Genomic DNA, 24,981 nt, shown 5'->3' on the forward strand with positions numbered 1-24,981 from the left:
TTCGTGTTGATTGGTGTATTAGTGGCTAAAACCTGCCACGGATACACGAATGAACACGAATTATAAATGTGTATTAAGATATGTCCGCAATTCGGCGGGTTTATCGGTTTGCAGACCTTGTACACCTTTTTCCAAAACAGCTTTCCATGAAACCGGACCTTCTGCCGGATTTTGAACATCAAGCCAAACCGAAACGCCATTTTCATTAACAACTTTGACCAGTTCAGGTGCAGTTACATTGTCCAGGACCTGAACATTTATTTTTGCCAAAAAAGCCTTTAAATGCTCGCTGGTCGACACTTCTTTGGGCAAACTCGTCATTAATGGAACGTGCGGGGCCGCTTCTTTCCATTCTCCATACTGCGTTTCCTTATTCAGGTAAACGATCACTTGCTTCTCCATTCCCAAAGCCTTGATCTGGCTCCATGTTTGGGCAACATTTGCGTCTTTGAAATCCAGATAAATATTAATCTTGCCTTTACAGACTTCCAGTACCTCTTTGAATTCGGGAATGCGGTGTGTTTTTTTATTTTTATTGAATACCTGTAGTTTTTTAATGTCTGCCAGAGTCATTTCCGCAACTTTACCTGATCCATTCGTTGTCCGATCCACCGTGGCGTCATGAAGTACGACCAAATGCCCATCTTTAGTGGTTCTTAAATCGACCTCAGCATAATCTGCACCAGCCGTTATCGCTTCCCTGAATGCGGCGAGCGTATTCTCCGGAACGTTCACGTGGTTTCCCCGGTGAGCAATCACCACCACTTTGTTTTCAGAATGCGGCAGCGTATTAGTTTGAGACATTCCAGGAATTGCCAGGAACAGCAGCAGCGCCAGGCTGGTGAAATTTGTTTTACGTAAAATCATTTTAACTCAAATAAATACCTTTTCTAAACTAATTGTGGCATTAAAAAGTCTGTAAATCAAAGGTTAACCTCTAATCTACAGACTGCATTTATTTCATTACCGTTATTGTATTTCAAAACTTGACAGGTTTACAAATTCCTGTACACGTGCATTGATCTCCTGCTGAGAAAGATTGACCAGACGTTCAGTACCAAACTTTTCAACACAGAATGAAGCCATCGCAGAACCGTAAATGATCGCTCTTTTCATATTATCAAAAGAAATATCGTCGGTGCTGGCCAGATAACCGATAAAACCACCTGCAAAAGTGTCTCCGGCGCCGGTCGGGTCGAACACTTCTTCGAGCGGCAATGCCGGTGCAAAGAAGATGCGGTCGCCCTGGAACAACAATGCACCATGTTCCCCTTTTTTAATAATAAGTGTTTTTGGCCCCATTTCCATGATCTTGGCGGCCGCTTTTCTCAAAGAATATTCCCCCGAAAGCTGACGTGCTTCCTCATCATTAATGGTAAGAAGGTCAACGAGTTTCAAAACGGCTTTCAGATCATCCATTGCGATGTCCATCCAAAGGTTCATGGTATCCAGCATGATCAGTTTCGGACGTTTGGCCATTCGCTCGATCACTAATTTTTGAGTCGCCGGAACGGTATTTCCAAGCATCAGAAACTCGGTTCCCTGGAAAGATTCAGGAATGGTCGGGTCAAAATGCTCCATAACATTTAATTCGGTGATCAGCGTGTCGCGGCTGTTCATATCTTCATGGTATTTGCCAGACCAGAAAAAGGTCTTACCATCCTGTACAATTTCAAGTCCCTCAGTATTAACCCCGTGATCTTCCAGCAAGTCGATCATTTCTTTTGGAAAATCACCGCCGACAACGGCAACCAGGTTATTTTCTTTGGTAAGATAAGAAGCGGCTAGTGTGATGTAAGTGGCGGCACCGCCAATAATTTTATCTGTTTTTCCAAAAGGTGTTTCGAGTGCATCGAATGCAACAGATCCTACGGTTAGTAAACTCATAAATAAGTACTGTGTTGATTTTAAGTAAGTTTCAAACGGTTTTGTTTTTTCAAAAACGCTGCGAAGATAGTCAAATCGGCTGAATAGCATATTTTGACTTGCTTCAATATCGGTGTCTTTGCGAATCTATCTTAGGTTATTTCTTATTTTTGTTTCTTATACATTTTATCTCTTCACTATAAACACATACTAGTATTATGGAAGCAATTTCCGAAGCAAGAAGACACATTGATAATGCCAAGTCATTTCTAAGTGTAAATGCGAAAAAGCAGGATGGACTATATCAGGATAAAAAGTATGTCAAGATTGCAGGCCACACCGCTTACACTGGCATTTTGTTGGTGTTGAACGAACTACTGGGAGAGAAAAACAAGAAAACTCCCAAAAGCGTCGAGTGGTATCAGTATGAACTGAGCCGCATTGACAAACGTCTTTTGTCCAGTTTTACTACGGCCTACGAGGTATTACATATTAATATGGGCTACCAGGGAAGCAAAAGCGTCAAAGTCGCGACTGTTGGACTTGCTGAGGCCGAAAAGATTATCAATTGGGTTGAAACCCGTTTGGAGAAAACGCAGCATTAAGTAGATTCAGTTTTAGAAAGTAAAATATAAATGACTTCACAAACATTCCAGCCTCTCAGAATTTTCAATACACTTACCCGTAAAAAGGATGTATTCATACCGATTGCCCCTCCCTATGTTGGAATGTATGTCTGCGGCCCTACGGTTTACAGTAATGTCCATTTAGGAAATATCCGCACATTTTTGTCTTTTGATATACTCTTCCGGTACCTCACTCACATTGGCTACAAGGTAAGGTATGTGCGAAATATTACGGACGTGGGCCATTTGGTGGGCGATGGCGAAGAAGGCGAAGACAAAATCGGTAAAATGGCGAAGTTGCAAAAACTCGAACCCATGGAGATCGTGCAGCGATATACCAATGATTTTCACGACGTTTCCGCCATTTTTAACTTGCTTCCTCCCAGCATTGAACCTACTGCCACGGGACATTTGATCGAGCAGATCGAAGCTGTTCAAACGCTGATCGATAAAGGTGCTGCCTATGAATCCAATGGATCCGTTTATTTCGATATTAATAAATACCAGGAAGGCGGAAATGAATACGGCAAACTTTCGGGCCGTATTATCGAAGATCTGCTGAATGAAACCCGCGAGCTCGACGGACAGTCTGAAAAGCGCAATCCACTCGATTTTGCACTTTGGAAAAAGGCAAGCCCGGAACACATTATGCAGTGGAACTCTCCGTGGAGTATGGGTTTCCCGGGCTGGCATCTTGAATGTACCTGCATGAGTGCCAAGTATTTAGGCAAGCAATTTGACATTCACGGCGGCGGAATGGATTTGAAATTCCCACACCACGAATGCGAGATCGCGCAAGGTAAGTCATTGACAAATGAGGAACCTGTTCGCTACTGGATGCATACCAATATGCTGACAGTGAATGGACAAAAAATGTCCAAGTCACTCAATAATTCGTTCCTCCCTGCAGAACTTTTCTCGGGAAACCACGAATTGCTGGATCAGGCTTACAGTCCGATGACGGTTCGTTTTTTCATGCTGCAAAGCCAATACCGCAGTACGCTTGATTTTTCAAATGACGCATTAAAAGCAGCTCATAAAGGATACAAAAAGCTGGCAAATGGATTACGGAATGCTAAACTGCTGACCTACATCCATGAAGAGGACGTAAACCATGACGAGGCGAAAAAGGCTGATATCGAGAAGTCTATCGACGGTTTTTACGCCGCGATGAACGACGATCTTAACACCGCGGTTGCATTCGCTAACCTTTTCAACCTGCTGAAATACGTCAATATGCTGAATATGGGGCAGCTGAAATCGGCTGCTTTGGGTGAAGCTATTTTCACTTCTCTGAAAGACAACTTCATCGTTTTCTTTGAAGATGTTTTAGGTTTGAAAGAAGAATTAACCGAAGGCCAGGAGATTTTGGACGGCATGCTAAAACTTTACCGGGAATTTAAACTATCCCAGAACTACGAAAAAGTAGATGAAATCCGTTCTTACTTCAAAAATCAGGGGCTGGTAATACGCGACACGAAAGTTCGCATTGATTGGGCTTACGAAGAATAGTCACGTGCCGATCCCGACTGACCAAACACAACAACGAAACCAGGTGATGCAATATATTTTTAAAGGTTTGTATTCGAAACAGATATACTTTGTTCTTTCTCTGGCATTTCTCATCTACGGGTGTAATTCCAAAGACCGGTCCGAACAAACTAGTGAGCAGGCTGCCCCGAAGCTGGTTAAAAGCCCTGAGTTTAACGCAGATTCGGCTTTTAATTTTGTTAAAAAACAGGTTGAATTCGGTCCACGCGTACCTAACTCCGCACCTCACAAAGTTTGCGGCGATTACCTGATTTCAACGTTGAAAAAGTATGGCTGGCAAGTTATTGAACAACCATTTAAAGACACCACCTTCGACGGAACAATTCTGAATGCACGAAATATCATAGGTAGTTTTAACCCGGCTGCTGCCAAACGCATTCTATTAACGGCACACTGGGATTCGCGTCCGTTTTCTGATCAGGATTCACTGGTTAAGAATAAACCCGTAATTGCGGCGAACGATGGCGCAAGTGGCGTGGGAATTTTGCTAGAAGTTGCCAGAACACTTTCATTACAAGCTTCCAAGCCGGATATCGGCGTGGATATTATCTTCTTTGATGCCGAAGACTGGGGAACTACGGAACAAACCACAGAAATGCTGCACAGTGGTTTTTGCCTCGGCTCGCAATATTGGGCTGCTAACAAGCATATTCCTAATTATACCGCATACTTCGGGATAAATTTGGATATGGTAGGAGCCAAAGGCGCTACGTTTTTGAAAGAAGGCAACTCGGTGCAAATGGCGGAAGATGTGGTGCGGGAAGTATGGGCCACGGCAAGCCGCATTGGGTACAACAACTATTTTATCGACGAAAGAGGCGGCGCCATTACGGATGACCATGTACCTGTAAATCAGATCGCCCGAATTCCAATGATCGACATCATTCATACAAAAAACAACCTGACACACACATTCTTCGACCAATGGCACACCACGGATGACACTATGGAACACATTGATCCAAAAACATTAAAAGCAGTCGGTCAGACACTCATTCAGGTTCTTTATCAGGAAGCAGAAGGGGTTGCGTTGTGATTTATGTCAAAAGTGGTCACTAATAGTCATAAATGGTCATTAATTGTATGTAAGGCGGAACTGAGTGACCGTTCCTGGCAATAAATGACTACTAATGACTATCTGGACTATGAATGACCATAACTCTCAGTCACATCCGTTTCACCACAACCCAAATATTCGAATTTCGACCTTTGTCATCGCTGCACGAAATTTTCACCCTGCCTAATGGCGGGCTGATGAAGATTCCTTCGTGCGGTGGCGCTTTTTTGGCGAGCTTATCATTAACATACCAAAAAACCTCCTGCACATCGCTGGCCGTCTGGCAAGCCAGCTGAATTTGCTGCGGCTCATCTTTCCGGATAAAATATTCACTTCCCTCTACCGGGCTGACGATCAATGGCGCACCTTCATGAAAAACGCGTTCGCAAGCCGGGTTGTGTGGCGGGATTTTCGAGTAGGGGATTTTTTGCTGCTCATTAAAGGCGACCAACTCCGGGGAAATGTTGGGATATGCTCGTTTCTCAAAGCCTTTTTCAGGAATGCAATACGTACAATAAGATGTTTTTCCTTTCAAATCCGTGAATACCCAGCGCAGGTGATTGCATTTTTTGTAAGCCGAAACGCCGACAATATATTGAGCAGGAATCTGATGTTCACAAAACTCCGATGGAATATCCCCGCTTTCCGGACAGACATTTCTTAATGCGATATTCGCCGGAGATTGGTACCAGCCTTTTGGCGAATTATAATCTAATGCATTAAAAATGGAGAATAACAAGGGAGTAGCCGTGTTCGCCCCGCTCAATTCCGGGACACCTTCCCCCGAAAAATTCCCTACCCACACGCCGATCGTATATCGTTTATTATAGCCAATGCTCCATGCATCACGCTTTCCATACGAAGTGCCTGTTTTCCATGCTATTTTGGGTAAATGATAGGTGTTATCAAAATTAGTAGGAAGATCCGGGCGGGTGATTTGGGTTAAAATATTGGTGACTAAAAAGGCAGCCTCAGAGGATACAATGGCTTCTCCTTTATTTACTGAATCTCTTCCTGGTGTATAGTTGAGGTTTTTGAAATTTCCTTCATTGGCAAAAGCAGCAAACAATCCCGTCAATTCTTCGAGTGTCACACCGCAACCTCCCAATATCATGGATAAACCCAATCCTTTTGATTGTTTTTCAATGGTCTTAAAACTCGTCTTTCTCAATTTCTCGATCAATGCGGGAGTACTTACATCTTTCAGGATTTTCACGGCCGGGATATTGAGCGAGTTCGCCAGCGCGAATTCCGTGGTCACTGCCCCATTAAAATGCTTGTCGAAATTCTCGGGTTCATATCCGCTGAAATTGATCGGAACATCATTCAGAATCGATTTTGGAGTAATAATACCTTTATCAAATGCAGTTGCATAAAGCAATGGTTTCAGCGTACTACCGGGTGAACGAACTGCCTTCACACCATCCACCTGGCCCCCGTCATACGGATTGTCAAAATCCGCGGAACCGACGTAAGCCTCCACTTCCATGGTTTCGTTATTGACCACCAAAACCGACGCATTGTGAATATTCATCAATTTCCGCCGGTTAATGTAATTCCTAACCTGCTCCTCGATCTGGTTTTGCACCTGCAACCGCAGAGAAGTTTGAATAACCGGCTGATCGGGAAAACGTTGTTTTAACCTGAGCGACAAATGCGGCGCCTGACGCGGGGCTTGACGGCGACTTACTTTCAAAGGCTCATTCAATGCGTCGAAAATGACATTTTTATCAAACAAACCTTCTTTTTCAAAACGCATTAACCATTGGTTTCGGGCATTTTTCAATGCGTCGTTCCTGGATCCTGGCCGCAGGCTCGATGGGCGGTTTGGAACAATGGTCAATGCGGTAATTTCGGCCAGGCTCAGCAATTGGGGAGGTTTTCCAAAGTAAAGAAGTGATGCGGCCTTAATGCCTTCAATATTCCCACCATACGGAACGAGATTGACATACATCTGCAGAATTTCGTCTTTGGAATAATGCATTTCCAATTGCATCGCCTTCCATACCTCGATGACTTTATTGAAATAGGTCCGGTTCCTCGGCTCTACCAGCCTCACTACCTGCATGGTAATGGTGGAAGCACCAGATGTTCGCCTGCCCGAAAAAATATTCCGGGTAGCGGCGCGGATCATCGCAAAAGGATTAAACCCGAAATGAGAATAGAAATATTGGTCTTCTTTATAAACCAAGGTTTTGCGAAGCAGCGGCGTGATTTCAGAAACATTTGAATACAGTCGCCATTTATCGTCTTTGCTCAAAAAAGCATGTATGACCGTCCCGTTTTCATCAGTGACCTGAGTAGCATATTGAATGTGAGGGCGAAACGGAAAAATGAGGTCCAGAATGACAAAAAGAAGAAAAGCGGCAGCAATTGCGATAAGTACCACTTTGACCTTAAACCGTTTCATTTCCGAGGGTGTGTCCTTTTTTTTAAAGTTATAAATATCATTAATTTTCATTACTTACTGACTTTCTTTCAAAGAAAGCCAATCATAATCCCATTATGTCCAAATACATTGCCGCCATTGACCAGGGAACGACCAGTACCCGCTGTATCCTTTTCAACCACCAGGGAAATATCGTTTCCGTTGGTCAGAAAGAGCATGAACAGATTTACCAGAAGCCAGGCTGGGTAGAACATAACCCCACCGAAATCTGGAAAAACACACTGGAAGTGATTGCGATAGCCAGGATCAAAGCATCGGCGACCGCGGCGGACATTGCGGCGATTGGCATTACAAATCAGCGGGAAACCACCGTTGTCTGGAACAAACGGACCGGGAAACCGTACTATAATGCATTGGTTTGGCAGGATACGAGAACGTCTGATCTCGTAGCTAAATACGAAAGTGAAGGTGGAGTTAATCAGTTTCGGGACATTACCGGTTTGCCGGTTTCGACATATTTCAGCGGGCTTAAATTAAAATGGCTGCTTGAGAATGTAGAAGGTGTGCGTGAAGATGCCGAGAAAGGTGAAGCGCTGTTTGGAAATATCGACACTTTTTTAATCTGGCATTTGACGGGCGGGATCAATGGAGGATTGCACGTAACCGACGTAACCAATGCAAGCCGGACGCAACTGATGAACCTGAGGACTTTGCAATGGGATTCGCAAATGCTTTCCGCCTATCATATTCCCGAAATTATGCTGCCAGCTATCAAGAGCAGCAGCGAGGTTTACGGACATGTTACCAACGAAATCCTGCCGGGCGTTCCGGTTGCCGGAGATCTCGGGGACCAACATGCGGCTCTCGTCGGGCAAACTTGCTTCGAGCCTGGAATGGCAAAAAATACCTACGGTACCGGTTGCTTTTTGGTAATGAACACAGGTAACGAGTTGAAAACTTCCGAAAACGGAATGCTGACAACCGTTTCATATAAATTTGGAAATGAGCCTGTTAAGTATGCGTTGGAAGGAAGTGTGGCTGTTACAGGCGCATTGGTTCAGTGGGTGAGGGATAATTTGGGATTGATTCAAAACAGCAGTGATATCGAAAGTCTGGCTGCGACCGTGGAGGATAATGGCGGCGCCTATTTTGTACCAGCATTCTCCGGACTTTATGCACCGTACTGGCGCAACGACGCCCGCGGCACAATCGCCGGACTAACCCGATATGTAAACAAAGGCCACATTGCCCGGGCGGTGTTAGAAGCTACTGCCTATCAGACCGTTGACGTGGTACGGGCAATGGAGCAGGATTCGGGAATCAGGCTTTCATCGCTCCGGGTCGATGGCGGAATGGTTGCAAACCAGCTTTTGATGCAATTTCAGTCTGATATCCTCAACACGCAGGTGGTGGCTCCGGCAGTAGCCGAAACCACTGCATTAGGTGCAGCTTATGCGGCTGGGCTGGCGGTTGGATATTGGAAAAATACCGACGAATTGAAGAGCAACTGGGCAATCGCGCACACCTGGAATCCTGACATGGAGGAAGAAAAACGAGCCCGATTTTACAAAGGCTGGAAAAAGGCAGTTACAAAGTCGTATGATTGGATTGATTAGGCAGGTACTTTTGGCGTAGTTCGGAATGGTTCTGAGGAGTCAGGGGTTGTCACTTATAGTCAGGGATTGGTCGAGGTTGTTCGGAATGGTTCGGGCTCGTCTAGGTAGTCATGAAAGGAAATGTAATTTTCAAAGTCAGCGCTTACGCCAACAATAAATGACTACAAGTGACTATAAATGACAAAACCACCCCGAACAATTACGAACCATCCCGAACCCATTCCCTTTTTATAATCGGTATAAACTGCCTTCCTTCTTGCGCTATCTGCCGTTTACACTTAACTTCGCGCCCTTAAATCATCTACGAGTAGCCTTATGCATACCCTCCATCTGAAAAAGCCTATTGCTTTTTTTGATCTTGAGACTACGGGAGTCAATATTGTCCGTGACCGGATCGTTGAAATCTCAGTCGTGAAGGCCCTGGTAAATGGAGAGACCGAAATCCGCACCCGGCGGATCAATCCCGAAATGCCTATCCCGCTCGAAAGCAGTCTGATACATGGCATTTACAACGAGGATATAAAAGACGCCCCTACCTTCAAAGGCATCGCCAAAAACCTGGCAACTTTCCTGGAAGGTTGCGATCTAGCCGGATTTAACAGCAACCGTTTTGACATTCCGATGCTTGTCGAAGAGTTTCTTCGGGTAGGTGTTGAGTTTGATATAAAAAACCGCCGCACCGTGGATGCGCAACGCATCTATCACATGATGGAGCCGCGCAACCTGGCTGCCGCTTATAAGTTTTATTGCGGCAAAACCCTCGAAAACGCACATAGCGCCGAAGCTGACACCATCGCCACATTTGAGGTTCTTCAGGGACAAATCGCCCGGTATGAAGGAGTTACCGTCACTGATTCTCACGGAAAAGTAACGGAACCTATCAAAAACGACATGGCAGTGCTTCACGAGCTCACTGCGTCCAGGTTAATAGACTTTGCTGGCCGCATGGTCTACAATGACAAAGGCGAGGAGGTATTTAATTTTGGTAAACATAATGGTAAAAAAGTAGCCGACATTCTCAAAAACGAACCATCCTTTTTTGACTGGATGATGAAGGGAGAATTTCCGCTTGATACCAAAAGAAAACTCACAGAAATCAAACTCAGGGCATTGACGCAACGCTGACAGAATCCTGCGGAAACCGGTTTGAGTAAGTGGTATTTATGTCTATTTTTGCCTGAAATCTATTTTTGACTATTTTAACAGAATATCCAATAAGGTAACCCTGCTATGATTCCAGATCCAAGTATGCCGGCGGTCGATATACCCTCGGTTATTCAAAATATACCTCTCCAACATTACCTTATACTCAGCACCTTACTATTTGTAATCGGCATCATAGGTGTTCTTACCCGCCGCAATGCGATTATCATTTTCATGTCCGTGGAATTGATGCTGAATGCGGCTAATTTGCTGCTTATCGCCTTTTCCTCATACCGGTCCGATGCATCAGCCCAGGTTTTTGTATTCTTTATCATGGCGGTTGCAGCTGCGGAAGTTGCGGTTGGTCTGGCTATTATCGTAATGATTTATCGCAATACAAGAAATACGGATATTGGTTTTCTCAACAAACTCAAATGGTGAGATAATCAAGCGATTAAAGATTATTAGATTAAAATAAACATGTCTGAAACATTACTTATCCTGATCCCGCTGTTACCGCTTCTCGGTTTCCTGATCAACGGGCTTGGGTTTCCTACTATTCCAAAAGGTGCTGCCGGAGTGATCGGAACATTGGCCGTTGTTGCCAGTTTCGTACTTTCCGTCATGACTTTCAATGCATTCCTGGCTTCGGGAAGTCAGCCGTACATCCTACCCCTTTTCGACTGGATTACCGTCGGCGATCTCAACATTCCATTCTCGTTCCAGATCGACCAGCTTTCACTTCTGATGCTGATGATCATCACCGGAGTTGGCTCGCTGATCCACATTTATTCCATTGGCTACATGCATCACGATGCCGGTTTTGGTAAGTTTTTCGCTTATCTCAACCTGTTTTTGTTTTTTATGCTGCTGCTGGTACTGGGTTCCAATTACGTGATCATGTTTATCGGCTGGGAAGGTGTTGGATTGTGTTCTTATTTGCTGATTGGTTTTTGGAATAAAAACACAAACTACAACAATGCGGCACGGAAAGCATTCATAATGAACCGTGTAGGTGACCTTGGCTTTTTGCTGGGGATCTTCACCATCATTGCCACATTTGGTTCCGTAGAATATTCAGAAGTTTTCAGCAAAGCAGCTGGTTTTGAAATCGGAGATCCCGTGATCATCACCATTACCCTGTTTTTGTTTATCGGAGCAATGGGGAAATCAGCCCAGATTCCATTATATACCTGGCTACCCGATGCGATGGCTGGCCCGACGCCCGTTTCCGCATTGATCCACGCGGCGACGATGGTTACTGCGGGTATTTACATGGTGATCCGCTCGAACGTCTTGTATTCTCTGGCACCGTCGACACTGGAAATCGTCGGCATAATCGGTGCGGCCACGGCTTTATTTGCCGCCTCGATCGGCCTTCTGCAAAATGATATCAAGAAAGTACTGGCGTATTCCACTGTAAGTCAGTTGGGTTATATGTTCATGGGTCTTGGTGCAATGGCTTACTCCGCGTCGATGTTCCATGTGATCACCCACGCGTTCTTCAAGGCATTGCTCTTCCTTGCTGCGGGTAGTGTTATTCACGCGATGTCCGACGAGCAGGATATTCGTTCAATGGGTGGTTTAAGAAAAAAATTACCTGTTACCTTTCTGACGTTCCTGATCGCTACCATTGCCATTTCAGGTATTCCGCCATTTGCAGGTTTTTTCTCCAAAGACGAAATTCTTGCCCATGTTTTTGAGCATAATAAACTCTTGTGGGTGATCGGTGTACTGGGTTCTCTGATGACTTCTTTTTACATGTTCAGGCTGCTTTTCCTTACTTTCTTCGGGACATTCAGAGGTACCCACGAGCAGGAGCATCATTTGCATGAATCACCCGCGTCGATGACGATTCCGCTGATTATTTTAGCTGTTTTATCAGCAGTTGGCGGATTTATCGGGGTTCCGGAAGCATTACATGGAACACATCATCTGGCCGAGTTCATGAGCCCATTGTATGACGCAGCCCGCCAGGCTAATCCCCTCGCCTTTGAGCCTACTACCCTTTCGCATTCAGAAGAATATCTGTTAATGGGCGTTTCCGTTGCTGTTGCATTGGTTTCGGCGATTGCTGCTTATGTGATGTACGTACAGAAATCAGCAGTTCCGGCAGCCGACACCGTAGAAAAATCAGCATTGCAGCGATTGGTTTACAACAAATACTATGTTGACGAGCTTTACGACACTGTTTTTGTGAAATCGACCAAAACACTGTCTAATATCCTATACAGTTTCGGTGAATTTTTCATTGATCTGTTTGTGAATGGTACCGCCAGGCTGATCAACTTTTTTGCCGGCCAACTGAAAAAGACGCAAACGGGCTCGACCGGAGATTATGTGTTCGCAATGGTTCTTGGAATCGTCGCCATATTGTTCTGGAAGCTCTTACTTTGATCCGTATTGACCTGAAAATATGCTTACTCTTCTTTTAATACTTTTACCCATAGCCGCCGGTGTGCTAACCCTTTTATCGGGAGAGCGCCTTTCAAAACAGGTTGCTTTGGTCGGCGGACTTGCATCATTGGGTGTCGCCATTTTTACCTGGCTGCAATTTGATCCAGCAGCAGGCACTCAATTTGGCTTTAAATATGCATGGGTAGCTTCCGGAGGAATCTCATTCGCAGCTGGCCTCGACGGAATTAGTCTGGTACTGGTTTTATTGACCACATTTCTCACGCCGCTGATCATCCTTTCCGCATTCAAACATGAATACAAAAACGCAGCTTCTTTCTATTCCCTGATCCTTTTCATGGAAGCCGCATTGATCGGTGTTTTTACAGCGACCGATGCATTTCTGTTCTACCTGTTTTTTGAAGCTGCACTGATTCCGGTTTATTTTCTTGCTGCAATCTGGGGTGGTGAAAATCGCCTGAAAGTCACATTCAAGTTCTTTATCTATACCATTTTCGGTAGCTTATTCATGATGGTCGCACTGGTGTATTTATATTACCAAACACCCGGCACCCATACTTCCGAAATAACGGCATTCTACAATCTTCAACTGAGCCCGGCGGTTCAGGGATTCATCTTCTGGGCGTTTTTCATTGCATTTGCGATCAAAATGCCATTGTTCCCATTCCATACCTGGCAGCCTGATACTTATACCGAATCCCCTACCCCGGCTACGATGCTGCTTTCTGGCATTATGTTAAAAATGGGGGTATATGGTCTGATCCGTTTTCTGCTGCCGATTGTACCGGCAGGAATGCAGGATTGGGGAATACTGGCAATGATACTTTCCGTGATCGGGATCATTTATGGTTCAATTATCGCAATTCAGCAGAGCGATATGAAACGTCTGATCGCTTATTCCTCCTTTGCTCACGTCGGTTTAATGGCGGCTGGCGTCTTTTCTTCTTCCGTAAATGGGTTACAAGGAGCTCTGATTCAGATGCTTGCGCACGGAATTAATGTTATCGGATTGTTTTTTATCATCGATATTATTTATTCGAGAACAAAAACCAGGTACCTCGACCAACTTGGAGGCATTACGCAAAGTACACCTCATTTGAGTGTCTACTTCATGATTTTGCTGCTCGGAAGCGTTGCATTACCGCTGACAAATGGTTTTGTAGGTGAATTTCTTTTGCTATCGAGTGTATTTGCTTATGATAGCTGGCTCGGCGCCATTGCTGGCCTTACCATCATTCTTGGATCCGTTTACATGCTGCGGCTTTTTCAGAAATCGATGTTTGGCCCAAAATCCAAATGGGTAGAAGGATTTCAGGACCTTACTGCAAGTGAGCGGGCGGTGCTCCTACCCCTTGTCATTATGGTTTTCTGGATTGGAATTTATCCAAATACGTTTCTGAAAATAACCGAACCTACTGTAAGCCAGCTTTTGCAATTGGTCAATAACTAGTAAAAATATGTATCCCATTATATTGTTGTCGTTTTTTGGTATCGTAACGCTTTTCCTGGGCTTTTCGAAATCAAAGAACATTCTTCTTCCCGCCACACTTTTATTTCTGGTCATTACCCTGATCAGCAATTTTATCGATTGGAACCAGGGGCCATTGTTATACTTCTACGACATGTTCCGGGTGGACAACGTTACATTGGCATTCAGTGGGATCGTATTGCTTTCGGCTTTCATGATCTTTGCGATTTCCGGTGGATTTCAGGATAATCCGGACTCTGAGCCGGCAGAGTATTACGGCTTAATGCTGTTTTCACTGGTTGGTGCCATTATGATGATCGGTTTCGAACATCTGATCATGCTGTTCATTGGTGTTGAAATACTGTCTGTTGCGATGTATGTACTGACGGGAAGTAACAAGCGTAACCTTCGTTCGAATGAAGCTGCCCTTAAATATTTCCTGATGGGTGCATTTGCGACCGGTATTATGCTTTTCGGAATGACGCTGATTTACGGAGCGACCGGTTCTTTTAATCTGATGCAGATTCAAGGCTTTTCGTCTAATATTCCGGCGGGATCGCAGCCTTACATTCTCTACGCAGGATTCTTATTACTGCTGATCGGAATGCTTTTCAAAGTTTCAGCAGCGCCTTTTCACTTCTGGACTCCCGATGTGTATGAAGGTGCGCCTACGATTTTCACGACATTCATGTCGACCATTGTAAAAACGGCAGGATTTGCAGCTCTTTTCCGACTTTTAAATACCTCATTTACCGGCATTTATAATTTCTGGTGGCTCGTAATCGCCGCGATCGCCGTTCTTACCTTATTGGTGGGCAACATCGGCGCCACAAGCCAGAACAGTTTCAAAAGAATGCTTGCCTATTCCGGTATTTCCCATGCTGGTTATTTGCTCATCGCATTAACCGCCCTGACGAAGCCCAGCCAGAACGCCATCATCTTCTACTCACTGGCCTACTCACTTTCTACCATCTCCGCATTCGGTGTGTTGATGCTGGTATCCAAGGAAAAAACCTTCGAAGGACAACCGAACGAGCGTTATGAGGCATTTAATGGATTAGCAAAACAAAATCCGCTCCTGGCGTTTATTTTGGCGGTTTCGATGCTTTCGCTGGCTGGGATTCCTTTGACAGCCGGATTTTGGGGTAAGTTTTTTATCTTCACAAGTGCCGCTGACAGAGGTATTATCTGGATTACTGTGATAGCTGTCTTAATGTCGACAGTGGGTATTTATTACTATTTCAGGGTCATTATTTCTTCGTATTTAAAAGAAGGCGACCTGATCAAAATCCGGGTTGCGCCATTTTATCAGGTGATCCTGGTACTCGCTACATTCCTGACCATTCTGTTCGGTCTTGCACCTGGTATTTTTGAGAGCTTTATGTAGGTCAATTTTGACTGGCCCAGTCAGCAATTAATCCTTAATAAAAGAGAAGGCCGTCGTAAACTGATCTACGACGGCCTTCTTTATTTTATATCAATCAATGGATCAGAACTTCCATCTTACGAACGCTTCCATTGCCTCATATTCAGCAAGTCCCAGTGAATCGTAGAGCTGGGCAGTGCCACGGTTACGTTCCTCTGCACGTTGCCAGAACTCGCGGGAATCTTCTCCCTGGAACACCACTCCATCTTTTTGTGACTGGTGTTTGAAAATTCCCTGACGTTTCTTCAATACCTGGTCAGGGCTCATCGGTACCGCCATTTCAATTTCATAAATATCCCACTCAGCCCATGCACCGCGGTACAACCAAACCCAGCAGTCTTTCATGAAATTCTTATGTTTTGATCGCTGTAAAGCGGCTTCGATAGCGTCCCAGCATACTTTATGGGTACCATGTGGATCTGCAAAATCGCCGGCTGCATAAATCTGATGTGGCTTCACTTCCTCGATCAGATTTTCGATGATTTTGATGTCAATTTCACCGATTGGCTTTTTCTGGACTGTTCCTGTTTCGTAAAACGGCATGTCAAGGAAATGCGCCTGGCTCGTCGGGATACCTACGAAACGGCAGGTAGCTTTGGCCTCACCCCGTCTCAGCAAACCTTTCACTTTGCGGATTTCAGGCGTATCGATTTCGCTGTCTTTGGTATGCCTCAAAAAGTTTTTAGCGTCAAGAAAAAGCTGGTTTGCCTGTGGGCTATCAAGGCCAAAACCATTATTGAAATCTACTACGAAGTCAATAAAACGGAGCGCCTCATCATCGGCAACCGCGATGTTACCGGAAGTCTGATAAGCAACATGCACTTCATGGCCCTGATCTACCAGTCTCTGGAACGTACCTCCCATGGAAATAATATCATCATCCGGGTGTGGACTGAAAATCAGTACGCGCTTCTTGGCAGGCTGCGCACGCTCCGGACGATGTGTATCGTCTGCATTCGGCTTACCACCCGGCCAGCCGGTAATGGTATGCTGCAGCTGATTAAATACATTAATATTGATCTCATAACCTGCACCGTATTGTGCAAGTAAATCGCTCATCCCATTATCATTGTAATCTTTATCCGTCAGTTTAAGGATTGGTTTGTTCAATGAGGCTGACAAATGGGTCACCGCCTTTTTGATCATTTTATTATCCCAAACCACCGAATCAACTGCCCATGGTGTTTTAATGCGCGTCAGCTCCGAAGCAGCACTTTCATCCACTACGAAGGATACATCCGGATGCGCCTGTAAGTAAGATGCCGGGTTTAATTCAGTAACCGGCCCTTCCACAGCCGCGCGGATCACAGAAGCCTTTCTCTCGCCCCAGGCCAGCAGCACAATCCTGCGCGCATTTAATATGGGCGCAACACCTAATGTAATGGCTTTGCGAGGCACGTTATGCAACCCACCAAATTCCATTCCGGCCGCAACGCGGGTAGAATGGTCGAGCGTGATCAGACGTGTACGGGAGTTGATCAGAGAACCCGGCTCATTGAAACCCACGTGCCCATTACCTCCGATACCAAGCAATTGAAAATCGAGACCACCTACTGCGTTGATTTTATTCTCATACGAAGTACAGTACTCACGCAGCAATGCAGTAGGCACCGTTCCATCGGGAATGAAGTAATTTTCTTTCGGAATATCCACATGATCGAACAATTGTTCTTTCATGAAGCGGTGGTAGCTATAAATCGAATCCGGCTCCATTTGATAATATTCATCCAAATTGAATGAAATCACATTTTTGAAGCTCAATCCTTCTTCCCTATGCATCCGAACAAGGATCGCGTACACGGTTTTGGGCGACGATCCGGTTGCCAGTCCTAACACGCAAGATTTTCCTTCCTTTTGTTTTTGACGGATCAGATCAGCGATTTCACGCGCAACTGCATTCGATGCCTCTTTGGAATCCGCGAAGATTTGTGTAGGGATCTTTTCGTAGGTGATAGGCTGGCCGATCGTTCCGGCTGTGCCTTTGCCATTGTTGGAAGCTTGCATCAGAATTGTTTGGGGACTCACCGTTTGATGGCTCATAATTTGCTTAAAATTATTTTTAAGGGTTCGTAAATGAATTAAACCGAAAATTAAGGATTATCGGCGAAGTGTTCGACCACGCAACGTTATTTGGTCGCAAAAGTACGGTTCAAAACTGAAAATTATTAAAATAATTTAAAAAATAATCTCCATTAAAATTACTGTTTTTCAATCGAATGCGACTAGCTGCGGTTCCTGGATTATGGCATTTCCAGCATTTAACATAAAGTAAGTCTTATTTTTTTATTCCAAAAGAATTGCTCGTATTTTTGCGGCTTATTCTACAAGCATCACACCATTTTTCTGACAAAGCCCATGTCTGCACTTACAAGCGTTGAACGTGACACCACCATTTTTGATCTGATCAATAGAGAAAAGCATCGCCAGGAATCTGGAATCGAGCTGATTGCCTCTGAAAACTTCACTTCCCGTCAGGTAATGGAAGCATCCGGCAGCGTACTTACCAATAAATATGCGGAAGGCTTGCCGGGAAAACGCTATTATGGTGGTTGCGAGGTGGTTGATGAAATTGAGCAAATTGCGATTGACCGTCTGAAAGAACTTTTCGGCGCAACCTGGGCGAATGTCCAGCCACATTCCGGCGCACAGGCAAATACAGCCGTATTCCTGGCCTGCCTGAATCCGGGTGATAAAATTATGGGTTTTAACCTGGCCCATGGTGGTCACCTCACCCACGGTTCGCCGGTTAACATTTCGGGTAAATACTTCCAGCCTATATTCTATGGCGTAGAAGCAGAAACCGGTCTGATCGATTGGGATAAGGTAGAAGAAACTGCTGTAAGGGAAAAACCAAAGTTGTTGATCTGCGGCGCATCCGCGTATAGCCGCGACTGGGACTACGAACGTTTACGGGCAATCGCAGACCAGGTAGGTGCACTTTTAATGGCCGATATTGCGCATCCGGCCGGACTTATTGCAAAAGGTTTGTTGAACGACCCATTCGATCACTGCCACATTGTAACGACCACAACACATAAAACGCTTCGCGGGCCACGCGGCGGCGTCATTATGATGCGCAATGATTTCGAAAATCCATTCGGCATCAAAACGCAAAAAGGACAACTTCGTACCATGTCTTCCTTGCTTGATTCCGGTGTTTTCCCGGGAACACAGGGTGGTCCGTTGGAACATATTATCGCTGCGAAAGCAATCGCTTTTGGAGAAGCTCTGAGCGAGGGTTATTACAACTATGCGACTCAGGTGGCTAAAAATGCGCAGGCAATGGCGAAGGCATTTGTTGAAAAAGGATACCGCATTATTTCCGGTGGAACAGATAACCATTTGATGCTAATTGATTTACGGACAAAAAATGGCATTGATTCCGGCCTGACAGGGAAATTGGCAGAAAATACATTGATCAAAGCGGACATTACCATTAACAAAAACATGGTTCCGTTTGATGACAAATCGCCGATGGTAACCTCGGGAATCCGTGTGGGAACTGCGGCCATGACAACAAGAGGTTTACTCGAATCGGACATGGAGCGTATCGTTGATCTGGTCGACACCGTTTTGGCAAATCACGATCAGGATGCCAAAATCGCAGCTGTTAAAGAAGAGGTTAATACCTGGATGAAACAGTTTCCTTTATACATTTAAATAATATCACTCAAAAAGAGCGTGACGGGACCGATCCATCACGCTCTTTTACTTGAAATATTGACACTAATAATTGTAACACAACTTGTTTCGACTTAGCAAAGTTTTCATAACTTTGCACTCCAAAATCGAATTATTTGATATGAGCAAGAAAATTACGGGTGAATCCGGACTTGAAATTATTGAAACTCCGGAAGCACTAGCAGGCCAGATCAATAAAGCTGAGGTTTTTTTCCTTAAAAACCGCAAAGTGTTATATGGTGTTGGGGGGGCGATATTGGTGGCAATCCTTGCTTTTGCAGGATACCGTTTTTATATAGATGGCCAGGAAGGAACCGCGCAAAATGCACTTGCAAGTGTCGTTTACGATTTCGAAGCAGATTCTCTACAAAAAGCATTGAATGGCAGTGGCGGAAATGAAGGCCTTCTTTCCATTGCGGACAGCTACAAAGGAACCGATGCCAGCAACCTTGCAAATTTCTACGCGGGCGTGGCTCTACTCAAACAAGGTAAATTCGACGACGCAATCAGTCATCTTCAATCTTTCAGCTCTTCAGATCTATTGATCCATGCGCGTGCGCAATCATTGATCGGAGATGCTTATCTTGAAAAAAATCAACCGGCAGAAGCCATTTCTTATTATCAAAAGGCTGCTGACTACGAGAAAAACGAATATTTTACGCCTGTCTATCTCATGAAACTTGCAATCGCTCAGGAAAAAGCAGGTAAACCTGCTGATGCGTCTGCTTCATATAAACGTGTGATCGATGAATTCCCGCTTTCCTCGGAAGTGGTGAATGCAAAGAAATACATGGGATTGTTGGAAGGACAGGTCGGCAAATAATGGTTCAACCATTTCTGTTCCTAAAAGGATAAAGCCGACACAGGTTTTATCCTTTTTTTATTCACTTACTGGTCACTTTTCAGATTTCGAAAATTTATAAAAATGTCAAGCGCAGATAAAAATTTAAGTGTTTTTAATACAGAGGGATTGCCTGATATCAGTTTAAAGCGGTTCGCCATTATTGTCGCCGAATGGAACTCAGCAGTAACCGAAAAGCTCTTTGAGGGAGCTTACAACACATTGATTCAATATGGTGCATTGCCTGAGCACATCGAAAGAGGAAATGTGCCCGGAAGCTTTGAGCTGACTCTTGCGTCGCAATGGTTTGCACAGCGTCACAATATCGATGCAGTCATTGCATTAGGCGTGGTAATTCAGGGTGACACAAAGCATAACGATTATATCAATCACGCAGTAGCCCAGGGCATCACAAACGTGAACCTTAAAACAGACAAACCCGTCATCTTCGGGGTCTTAACACCTAATACGATGGAGCAGGCCCTGGAAAGAGCCGGTGGAATTCACGGAAACAAAGGCGACGAAGCGGCTATGACAGCTATTAAAATGCTGGGACTATACGGACAAGTCGCGCAGGGGTACTTATAAGTCAAGTATTGTCATTTTTAGTCATTAATAGTCATGAGTTGTTTGGAATGGTTCAGTGCAGATCGGGATGGTTTAGTTTTGAAAATGAATATCTGACAAAACACAACCTAACAAAACTCCGACCTGTAAAGAACAATTAATGACCACCAATGACAACACATGACCATTTTTAGCCAGGGGAGTGGCGCATTCAATCATTCAAAACTTATCATTCAAAATTAACCATATGCAAGTCTGGAAATTTGGCGGGACTTCGGTAGGGAAACCCGAACGTATGCATTCGATCCGCGAACTTCTTAATAGTGATCCCAGCCGTAAGATTGTCGTTTTGTCGGCATTATCAGGCTCTACAAATGCATTGATCGCAATAGGAGAGGCTGCAAAAGCTTTCGACGATTCAAAAGCGGCGACGCAGATCGATGATCTGAAAACGCATTACATGCATTTTATTAAAGACTTGTATTCCACGCCTGACGGTTTGGCAAAGGGTCAAAAGATAGTCGATACAGAATTCGGGTTTATAAAATCGCTTGTTGGCATCAAGCCTTTTACTTTAAAGAAAGAAAAGGAGCTGGTTGCCGAAGGTGAGATATTGAGTACCAAAATGTTCCAGGCATACCTGGAAGAGAAAGGCGAAAATTCTGTTTTGCTTTCCGCCCTGGATTTCATGCGCATCGACGCGGATGGAGAACCGGAATTAGCTACCATTGAAGATAAGCTGGTAACCATTTTAAACCAGTATACGGACAAGCAAACGATAATCACACAAGGTTTTATCTGCCGAAATCCACGTGATGAGGTTGATAACCTTAAAAGAGGTGGTTCTGATTACACTGCGTCATTAATTGGCGGGGCGATCCGGGCCGACGAAATTCAGATCTGGACCGATATCGACGGAATGCATAACAATGACCCGCGCATTGTGAAACGTACTTTTCCGATACGCGAGCTGACATTTGAAGAAGCTGCCGAACTAGCTTATTTCGGAGCGAAGATTTTGCATCCGAGTACCATTACTCCGGCCAAGCTGCGCGGCGTTCCGGTGAGATTAAAAAATACCATGCAGCCGGAAGCTCCCGGAACGTTGATCGCAAATCAAACGTCAGATCGCGAGATTAAAGCTATTGCCGCGAAAGACAACATTACCGCGATTTACATCCATTCCACCCGTATGCTGAATGCCTACGGCTTTCTTCGTAGAGTGTTTGAAGTATTCGAGAAATACAAAACTCCGGTGGACATGATCACTACTTCGGAAGTGTCGGTTTCGGTGACGATCGATAATTCTGAAAACCTCGATAAGATCAGTGCGGAATTGCGTGAATTCGCTGATTTGGAGGAACATGACCGCGACCAGAATATTATTTGTATAGTAGGGAATTTCAGTGCGGATAAGGAAGGGATCGCATTAAAAGTCTTGGATGCATTGAAACATATTCCAATACGAATGATTTCGTATGGCGCTTCGGAGCATAACCTTTCACTGCTGATCCATTCCAAATATAAAGCGGAAGCATTGAATGTCCTGAACGAACGTCTCTTCTTTTATGAAGACGCGATGAAAGACATTTTCACAGCTCCGTGACCAGAAGACTTAAAAAATTGCTAAAAGCTAACAGCTAAAAGCCAGATGCTACAAACGAATTTTATCCGCGACAACAGGGACCTGACCATTGCGGGGCTTATAAAAAAGCATTTCAAAGATGCAACACAAGCGATAGACCGGATCCTCGACCTGGACAAAAAACGTCGTGATGTACAGCAAGAACTCGACGACACGCTGGCGCTCTCCAACAATAAAGCAAAGGAAATCGGAGCATTGCTTAAAGCGGGACAAAAAGCCGAGGCCGAGGCGGCCAAAGCAGATACGGTTGCGTTGAAAGAACGTTCTAAATCACTTGATGAGGAGCACAAAACGATCGAGGCATCTCTTCTGGATGAGTTGGTAAAATTGCCTAATCTGCCCCACGAAAGTGTTCCAGAAGGCAGGACTGCGGAGGATAATGTGACGGTGATGGAAAAAGGTGTAAAACCAGTTCTGCCCGCCAATGCGCTTCCTCATTGGGAATTGATTAAAAAATTGGGGAAAAATCAGGCGCCTATCATTGATTTTGAGCTGGGTAACAAAATTTCGGGTGCCGGTTTTCCAGTATACAAAGGAAAAGCGGCACGTTTACAACGGGCGATGATCGCATTTTTTCTCGATGAAGCAGGAAAGGCTGGTTATACCGAAGTTCAGCCCCCGATTGTTGTCAATGCAGACTCTGGTTTCGCGACGGGGCAATTGCCTGATAAAGAAGGCCAGATGTACCATGACGCCGCAGATGATCTTTACCTGATCCCAACTGCGGAAGTGCCGGTCACCAACCTATATCGCGACGTGATTGTTGCTGAAAACGAGCTACCCGTAAAAAACGTGGCATATACTCCTTGTTTTCGTCGCGAGGCAGGAAGCTGGGGCGCGCATGTGAGAGGGTTGAACCGTTTGCACCAGTTTGACAAAGTTGAAATTGTCCAGATCAACAAGCCTGAGGATTCGTACAAGGCATTGGATGAAATGGTCGGTCACGTCAAAGGTTTGCTTGAAAAGCTTGAATTACCTTATCGCATTTTGCGGCTTTGTGGCGGTGATATGGGCTTTACCTCAGCACTAACGTATGACTTTGAGGTGTGGTCTGCCGGCCAGGAACGCTGGCTCGAATGCAGTTCCGTCTCAAATTTTGAGACTTACCAGGCCAATCGTCTGAAATTGAGATACAAAACCATTGAAAAAAAGACTCAGTTGCTGCATACGTTAAATGGGTCTGCACTCGCATTGCCACGGATTGTAGCGGCTCTTTTAGAAAACAATCAACAAGCCGACGGTACGGTGAAGGTTCCGGAAGTACTTGTTCCCTATTGCGGTTTTGATACAATTGAATAGATTAAAAAAAATTACGAAAGCGGCTTTCAGATATCTGGGAGCCGTTTTTGTTTTTTTAGCAATGCTTCAACTCCAGATTTTATCATGATCAGCCGCCCCACTTTTTCATAAGCAACTCCATCTTCGATCCGGTAGGAATTTTCAAACTGCATTCCGGTGATCCGGGTTTTGAAGCATTTAAATGAGACTTGGGGAGATGTACTATAGTTTTTTATCAATTCCAATAAATGGGTGGAAACGATAAACAACGACCCTTTAAAATTCGAAAAACCATCCACAGCTGTTCTCGAACAATGCAGCGCATCGTCCTGATTTGTGCCCCTGAAAAGCTCATCGATGATTACAAAGCACTTTTCGTCCTCATTTAATGCGGTCGCGATACTTTTAATGCGCATCATTTCATTGTAAAAATGACTATAACCCAAATCCAGATCGTCGGACAAATGAATGGACGTGAATAGTCGGTCTACATATGGAAGTTTCACCTTTTCTGCCGGAACGGGCCATCCCAAATGCGCCAGGTAAACGACAATGCCACAGGTTTTTAGGAATGTCGTTTTACCACTTGTATTTGCTCCTGTCAAAATGCAAACCGGTTTGGCACTGACTAATTCAAAGTGGTTTGAAACCGCATTTGCAACCAGCGGATGCCAGACCGATTCAGCATTAAAATCTGCTATATCCGCACGGATTTCAGGAAACGACAAATTATTCACAACTGCCGTTTTCGCAATTGCCAGGTATGCGTCGAACTTGTAAAATACATCCAGAAAATGCCTGAGTGCCTTTTTATGTTCCACTCTAAAAAAATAGTCGAGATGAAAAACGGATCTGTTTGACAGGTTTTCGTCTTTTTGAGTTAAAAGCGATTTGATAGCCGCATGTGACAGAAATTTTCGCATATCACTTATTTCTCCGGCAATCTCTCTCGGGATTTCTGTTTCTTCCAGTGCTTTCAACATCTTGTTAACCGCTCTGATCAACTTCAAAACAGCCATTAATCCACTTTGAATGCGTGAAAATTCGGCCGGATTTCGAAATGAAAAAATGAGCGTGTCGAACCAATGTTTGAAAACATCCTGTGACATGGAATGCGCGATATTCAGTGTATAATAATTCTCAGCGGCCATGACATAGGCACGTGGAATGTCGATTTCCCAGCTTATAGGATTAGAAACAATGGTTTTTAACAAATCCTGGAATGATAACAATGCAGTCAATGTCGCCGGAGGCTCACAAATCATTTTTTTGAGATAATCCCGGCCTCCGTAGGTTTTTGTCTGATCAAAATAATTAAGTATGCCCGCCGACCGGTGGTGCTCGGAAACAATCTGTAGCTCGGACAATGTGTGGGGATCGACCGGGTTCATTTTGAAGATTTAGTCATCTTC

19 protein-coding genes are annotated in these 24,981 nt (G+C 44.6%); 14 read left to right on the forward strand and 5 right to left on the reverse strand.

Translation table 11 applies throughout. The features are described from left to right. Nucleotides 1-60 precede the first annotated feature (60 nt). Complete coding sequence (locus LZG72_RS08515; protein WP_233870213.1) at nucleotides 61-867, reverse strand: glycerophosphodiester phosphodiesterase family protein; 807 nt, start codon at nucleotides 865-867, stop codon at nucleotides 61-63. A gap of 102 nt (nucleotides 868-969) precedes the next feature. Then, nucleotides 970-1,887, reverse strand: a complete 918-nt coding sequence (locus LZG72_RS08520) for a PfkB family carbohydrate kinase (RefSeq protein ID WP_233870216.1) — start codon at nucleotides 1,885-1,887, stop codon at nucleotides 970-972. Nucleotides 1,888-2,084: 197 nt separating this feature from the next. Between LZG72_RS08520 and LZG72_RS08525 the strand changes: the two genes are divergently transcribed. From LZG72_RS08525 to LZG72_RS08535, 3 genes are read left to right on the forward strand one after another with little or no spacing between them, the layout of a single operon-like run. Continuing rightward, on the forward strand, nucleotides 2,085-2,471 hold the full coding sequence (locus LZG72_RS08525; protein ID WP_233870219.1) for a DUF5618 family protein: 387 nt from the start codon (nucleotides 2,085-2,087) through the stop codon (nucleotides 2,469-2,471). 30 nt (nucleotides 2,472-2,501) lie between these two features. Next, nucleotides 2,502-4,004, forward strand: a complete 1,503-nt coding sequence (gene cysS / locus LZG72_RS08530; RefSeq protein ID WP_233870222.1) for a cysteine--tRNA ligase — start codon at nucleotides 2,502-2,504, stop codon at nucleotides 4,002-4,004. A 46-nt stretch (nucleotides 4,005-4,050) separates the two neighbouring features. Then, the gene (locus tag LZG72_RS08535; RefSeq protein ID WP_233870225.1) at nucleotides 4,051-5,079 is read left to right on the forward strand and encodes a M28 family peptidase; all 1,029 of its coding nucleotides are present in this window, start codon (nucleotides 4,051-4,053) and stop codon (nucleotides 5,077-5,079) included. Nucleotides 5,080-5,209: 130 nt separating this feature from the next. Here LZG72_RS08535 and pbpC read toward each other — a convergent pair whose 3' ends face one another. Continuing rightward, a complete protein-coding gene (gene pbpC, locus LZG72_RS08540) occupies nucleotides 5,210-7,510 on the reverse strand; it encodes a penicillin-binding protein 1C (RefSeq protein WP_233870228.1) in 2,301 nt (766 codons plus the stop codon). 95 nt (nucleotides 7,511-7,605) lie between these two features. Here pbpC and glpK point away from each other — a divergent pair, with 95 nt between their 5' ends. The 6 genes from glpK (at nucleotide 7,606) to LZG72_RS08570 (ending at nucleotide 15,518) form a co-directional block, all read left to right on the forward strand. Further along, a complete protein-coding gene (gene glpK, locus LZG72_RS08545) occupies nucleotides 7,606-9,105 on the forward strand; it encodes a glycerol kinase GlpK (protein WP_233870231.1) in 1,500 nt (499 codons plus the stop codon). Nucleotides 9,106-9,420: 315 nt separating this feature from the next. Further along, entirely contained in the window at nucleotides 9,421-10,230 is an 810-nt protein-coding gene (locus LZG72_RS08550) for a 3'-5' exonuclease (RefSeq protein WP_233870234.1), read from the forward strand. A gap of 123 nt (nucleotides 10,231-10,353) precedes the next feature. Next, entirely contained in the window at nucleotides 10,354-10,689 is a 336-nt protein-coding gene (nuoK, locus tag LZG72_RS08555; protein ID WP_409017681.1) for an NADH-quinone oxidoreductase subunit NuoK, read from the forward strand. Between the two features lie 39 nt (nucleotides 10,690-10,728). Then, nucleotides 10,729-12,645: an NADH-quinone oxidoreductase subunit L gene (gene nuoL, locus LZG72_RS08560; protein WP_233870237.1), complete on the forward strand. Its 1,917-nt coding sequence runs from the start codon at nucleotides 10,729-10,731 to the stop codon at nucleotides 12,643-12,645. Between the two features lie 19 nt (nucleotides 12,646-12,664). Beyond that, nucleotides 12,665-14,113 carry a NuoM family protein gene (locus tag LZG72_RS08565; RefSeq protein ID WP_233870240.1) on the forward strand — a complete coding sequence of 483 codons (1,449 nt, stop codon included), beginning with the start codon at nucleotides 12,665-12,667 and terminating at the stop codon, nucleotides 14,111-14,113. A gap of 7 nt (nucleotides 14,114-14,120) precedes the next feature. After that, nucleotides 14,121-15,518: an NADH-quinone oxidoreductase subunit N gene (locus LZG72_RS08570; protein ID WP_233870243.1), complete on the forward strand. Its 1,398-nt coding sequence runs from the start codon at nucleotides 14,121-14,123 to the stop codon at nucleotides 15,516-15,518. Between the two features lie 102 nt (nucleotides 15,519-15,620). On the opposite strand, the gene nagB is transcribed toward LZG72_RS08570, so the two are convergent. Further along, entirely contained in the window at nucleotides 15,621-17,561 is a 1,941-nt protein-coding gene (gene nagB, locus LZG72_RS08575) for a glucosamine-6-phosphate deaminase (RefSeq protein WP_233870245.1), read from the reverse strand. A gap of 351 nt (nucleotides 17,562-17,912) precedes the next feature. Here nagB and glyA point away from each other — a divergent pair, with 351 nt between their 5' ends. From glyA to serS, 5 genes are all read left to right on the forward strand, one after another. Continuing rightward, the gene (gene glyA / locus LZG72_RS08580; RefSeq protein WP_233870247.1) at nucleotides 17,913-19,217 is read left to right on the forward strand and encodes a serine hydroxymethyltransferase; all 1,305 of its coding nucleotides are present in this window, start codon (nucleotides 17,913-17,915) and stop codon (nucleotides 19,215-19,217) included. A gap of 142 nt (nucleotides 19,218-19,359) precedes the next feature. Further along, nucleotides 19,360-20,061 carry a tetratricopeptide repeat protein gene (locus LZG72_RS08585; protein ID WP_233870250.1) on the forward strand — a complete coding sequence of 234 codons (702 nt, stop codon included), beginning with the start codon at nucleotides 19,360-19,362 and terminating at the stop codon, nucleotides 20,059-20,061. A gap of 102 nt (nucleotides 20,062-20,163) precedes the next feature. Continuing rightward, the gene (gene ribH / locus LZG72_RS08590) at nucleotides 20,164-20,667 is read left to right on the forward strand and encodes a 6,7-dimethyl-8-ribityllumazine synthase (RefSeq protein ID WP_233870252.1); all 504 of its coding nucleotides are present in this window, start codon (nucleotides 20,164-20,166) and stop codon (nucleotides 20,665-20,667) included. Between the two features lie 226 nt (nucleotides 20,668-20,893). Continuing rightward, nucleotides 20,894-22,252, forward strand: a complete 1,359-nt coding sequence (locus LZG72_RS08595; RefSeq protein WP_233870254.1) for an aspartate kinase — start codon at nucleotides 20,894-20,896, stop codon at nucleotides 22,250-22,252. 45 nt (nucleotides 22,253-22,297) lie between these two features. Further along, nucleotides 22,298-23,590, forward strand: a complete 1,293-nt coding sequence (gene serS, locus LZG72_RS08600) for a serine--tRNA ligase (RefSeq protein WP_233870257.1) — start codon at nucleotides 22,298-22,300, stop codon at nucleotides 23,588-23,590. A gap of 26 nt (nucleotides 23,591-23,616) precedes the next feature. Here serS and LZG72_RS08605 read toward each other — a convergent pair whose 3' ends face one another. Beyond that, nucleotides 23,617-24,960 (reverse strand): MutS-related protein, encoded by a 1,344-nt coding sequence (locus LZG72_RS08605; protein WP_233870258.1) that lies wholly within the window; start codon nucleotides 24,958-24,960, stop codon nucleotides 23,617-23,619. Nucleotides 24,961-24,981: the final 21 nt, after the last annotated feature.

The sequence above is a fragment of the Dyadobacter sp. CY323 genome (assembly GCF_021390245.1).
Lineage (GTDB): Bacteria > Bacteroidota > Bacteroidia > Cytophagales > Spirosomataceae > Dyadobacter.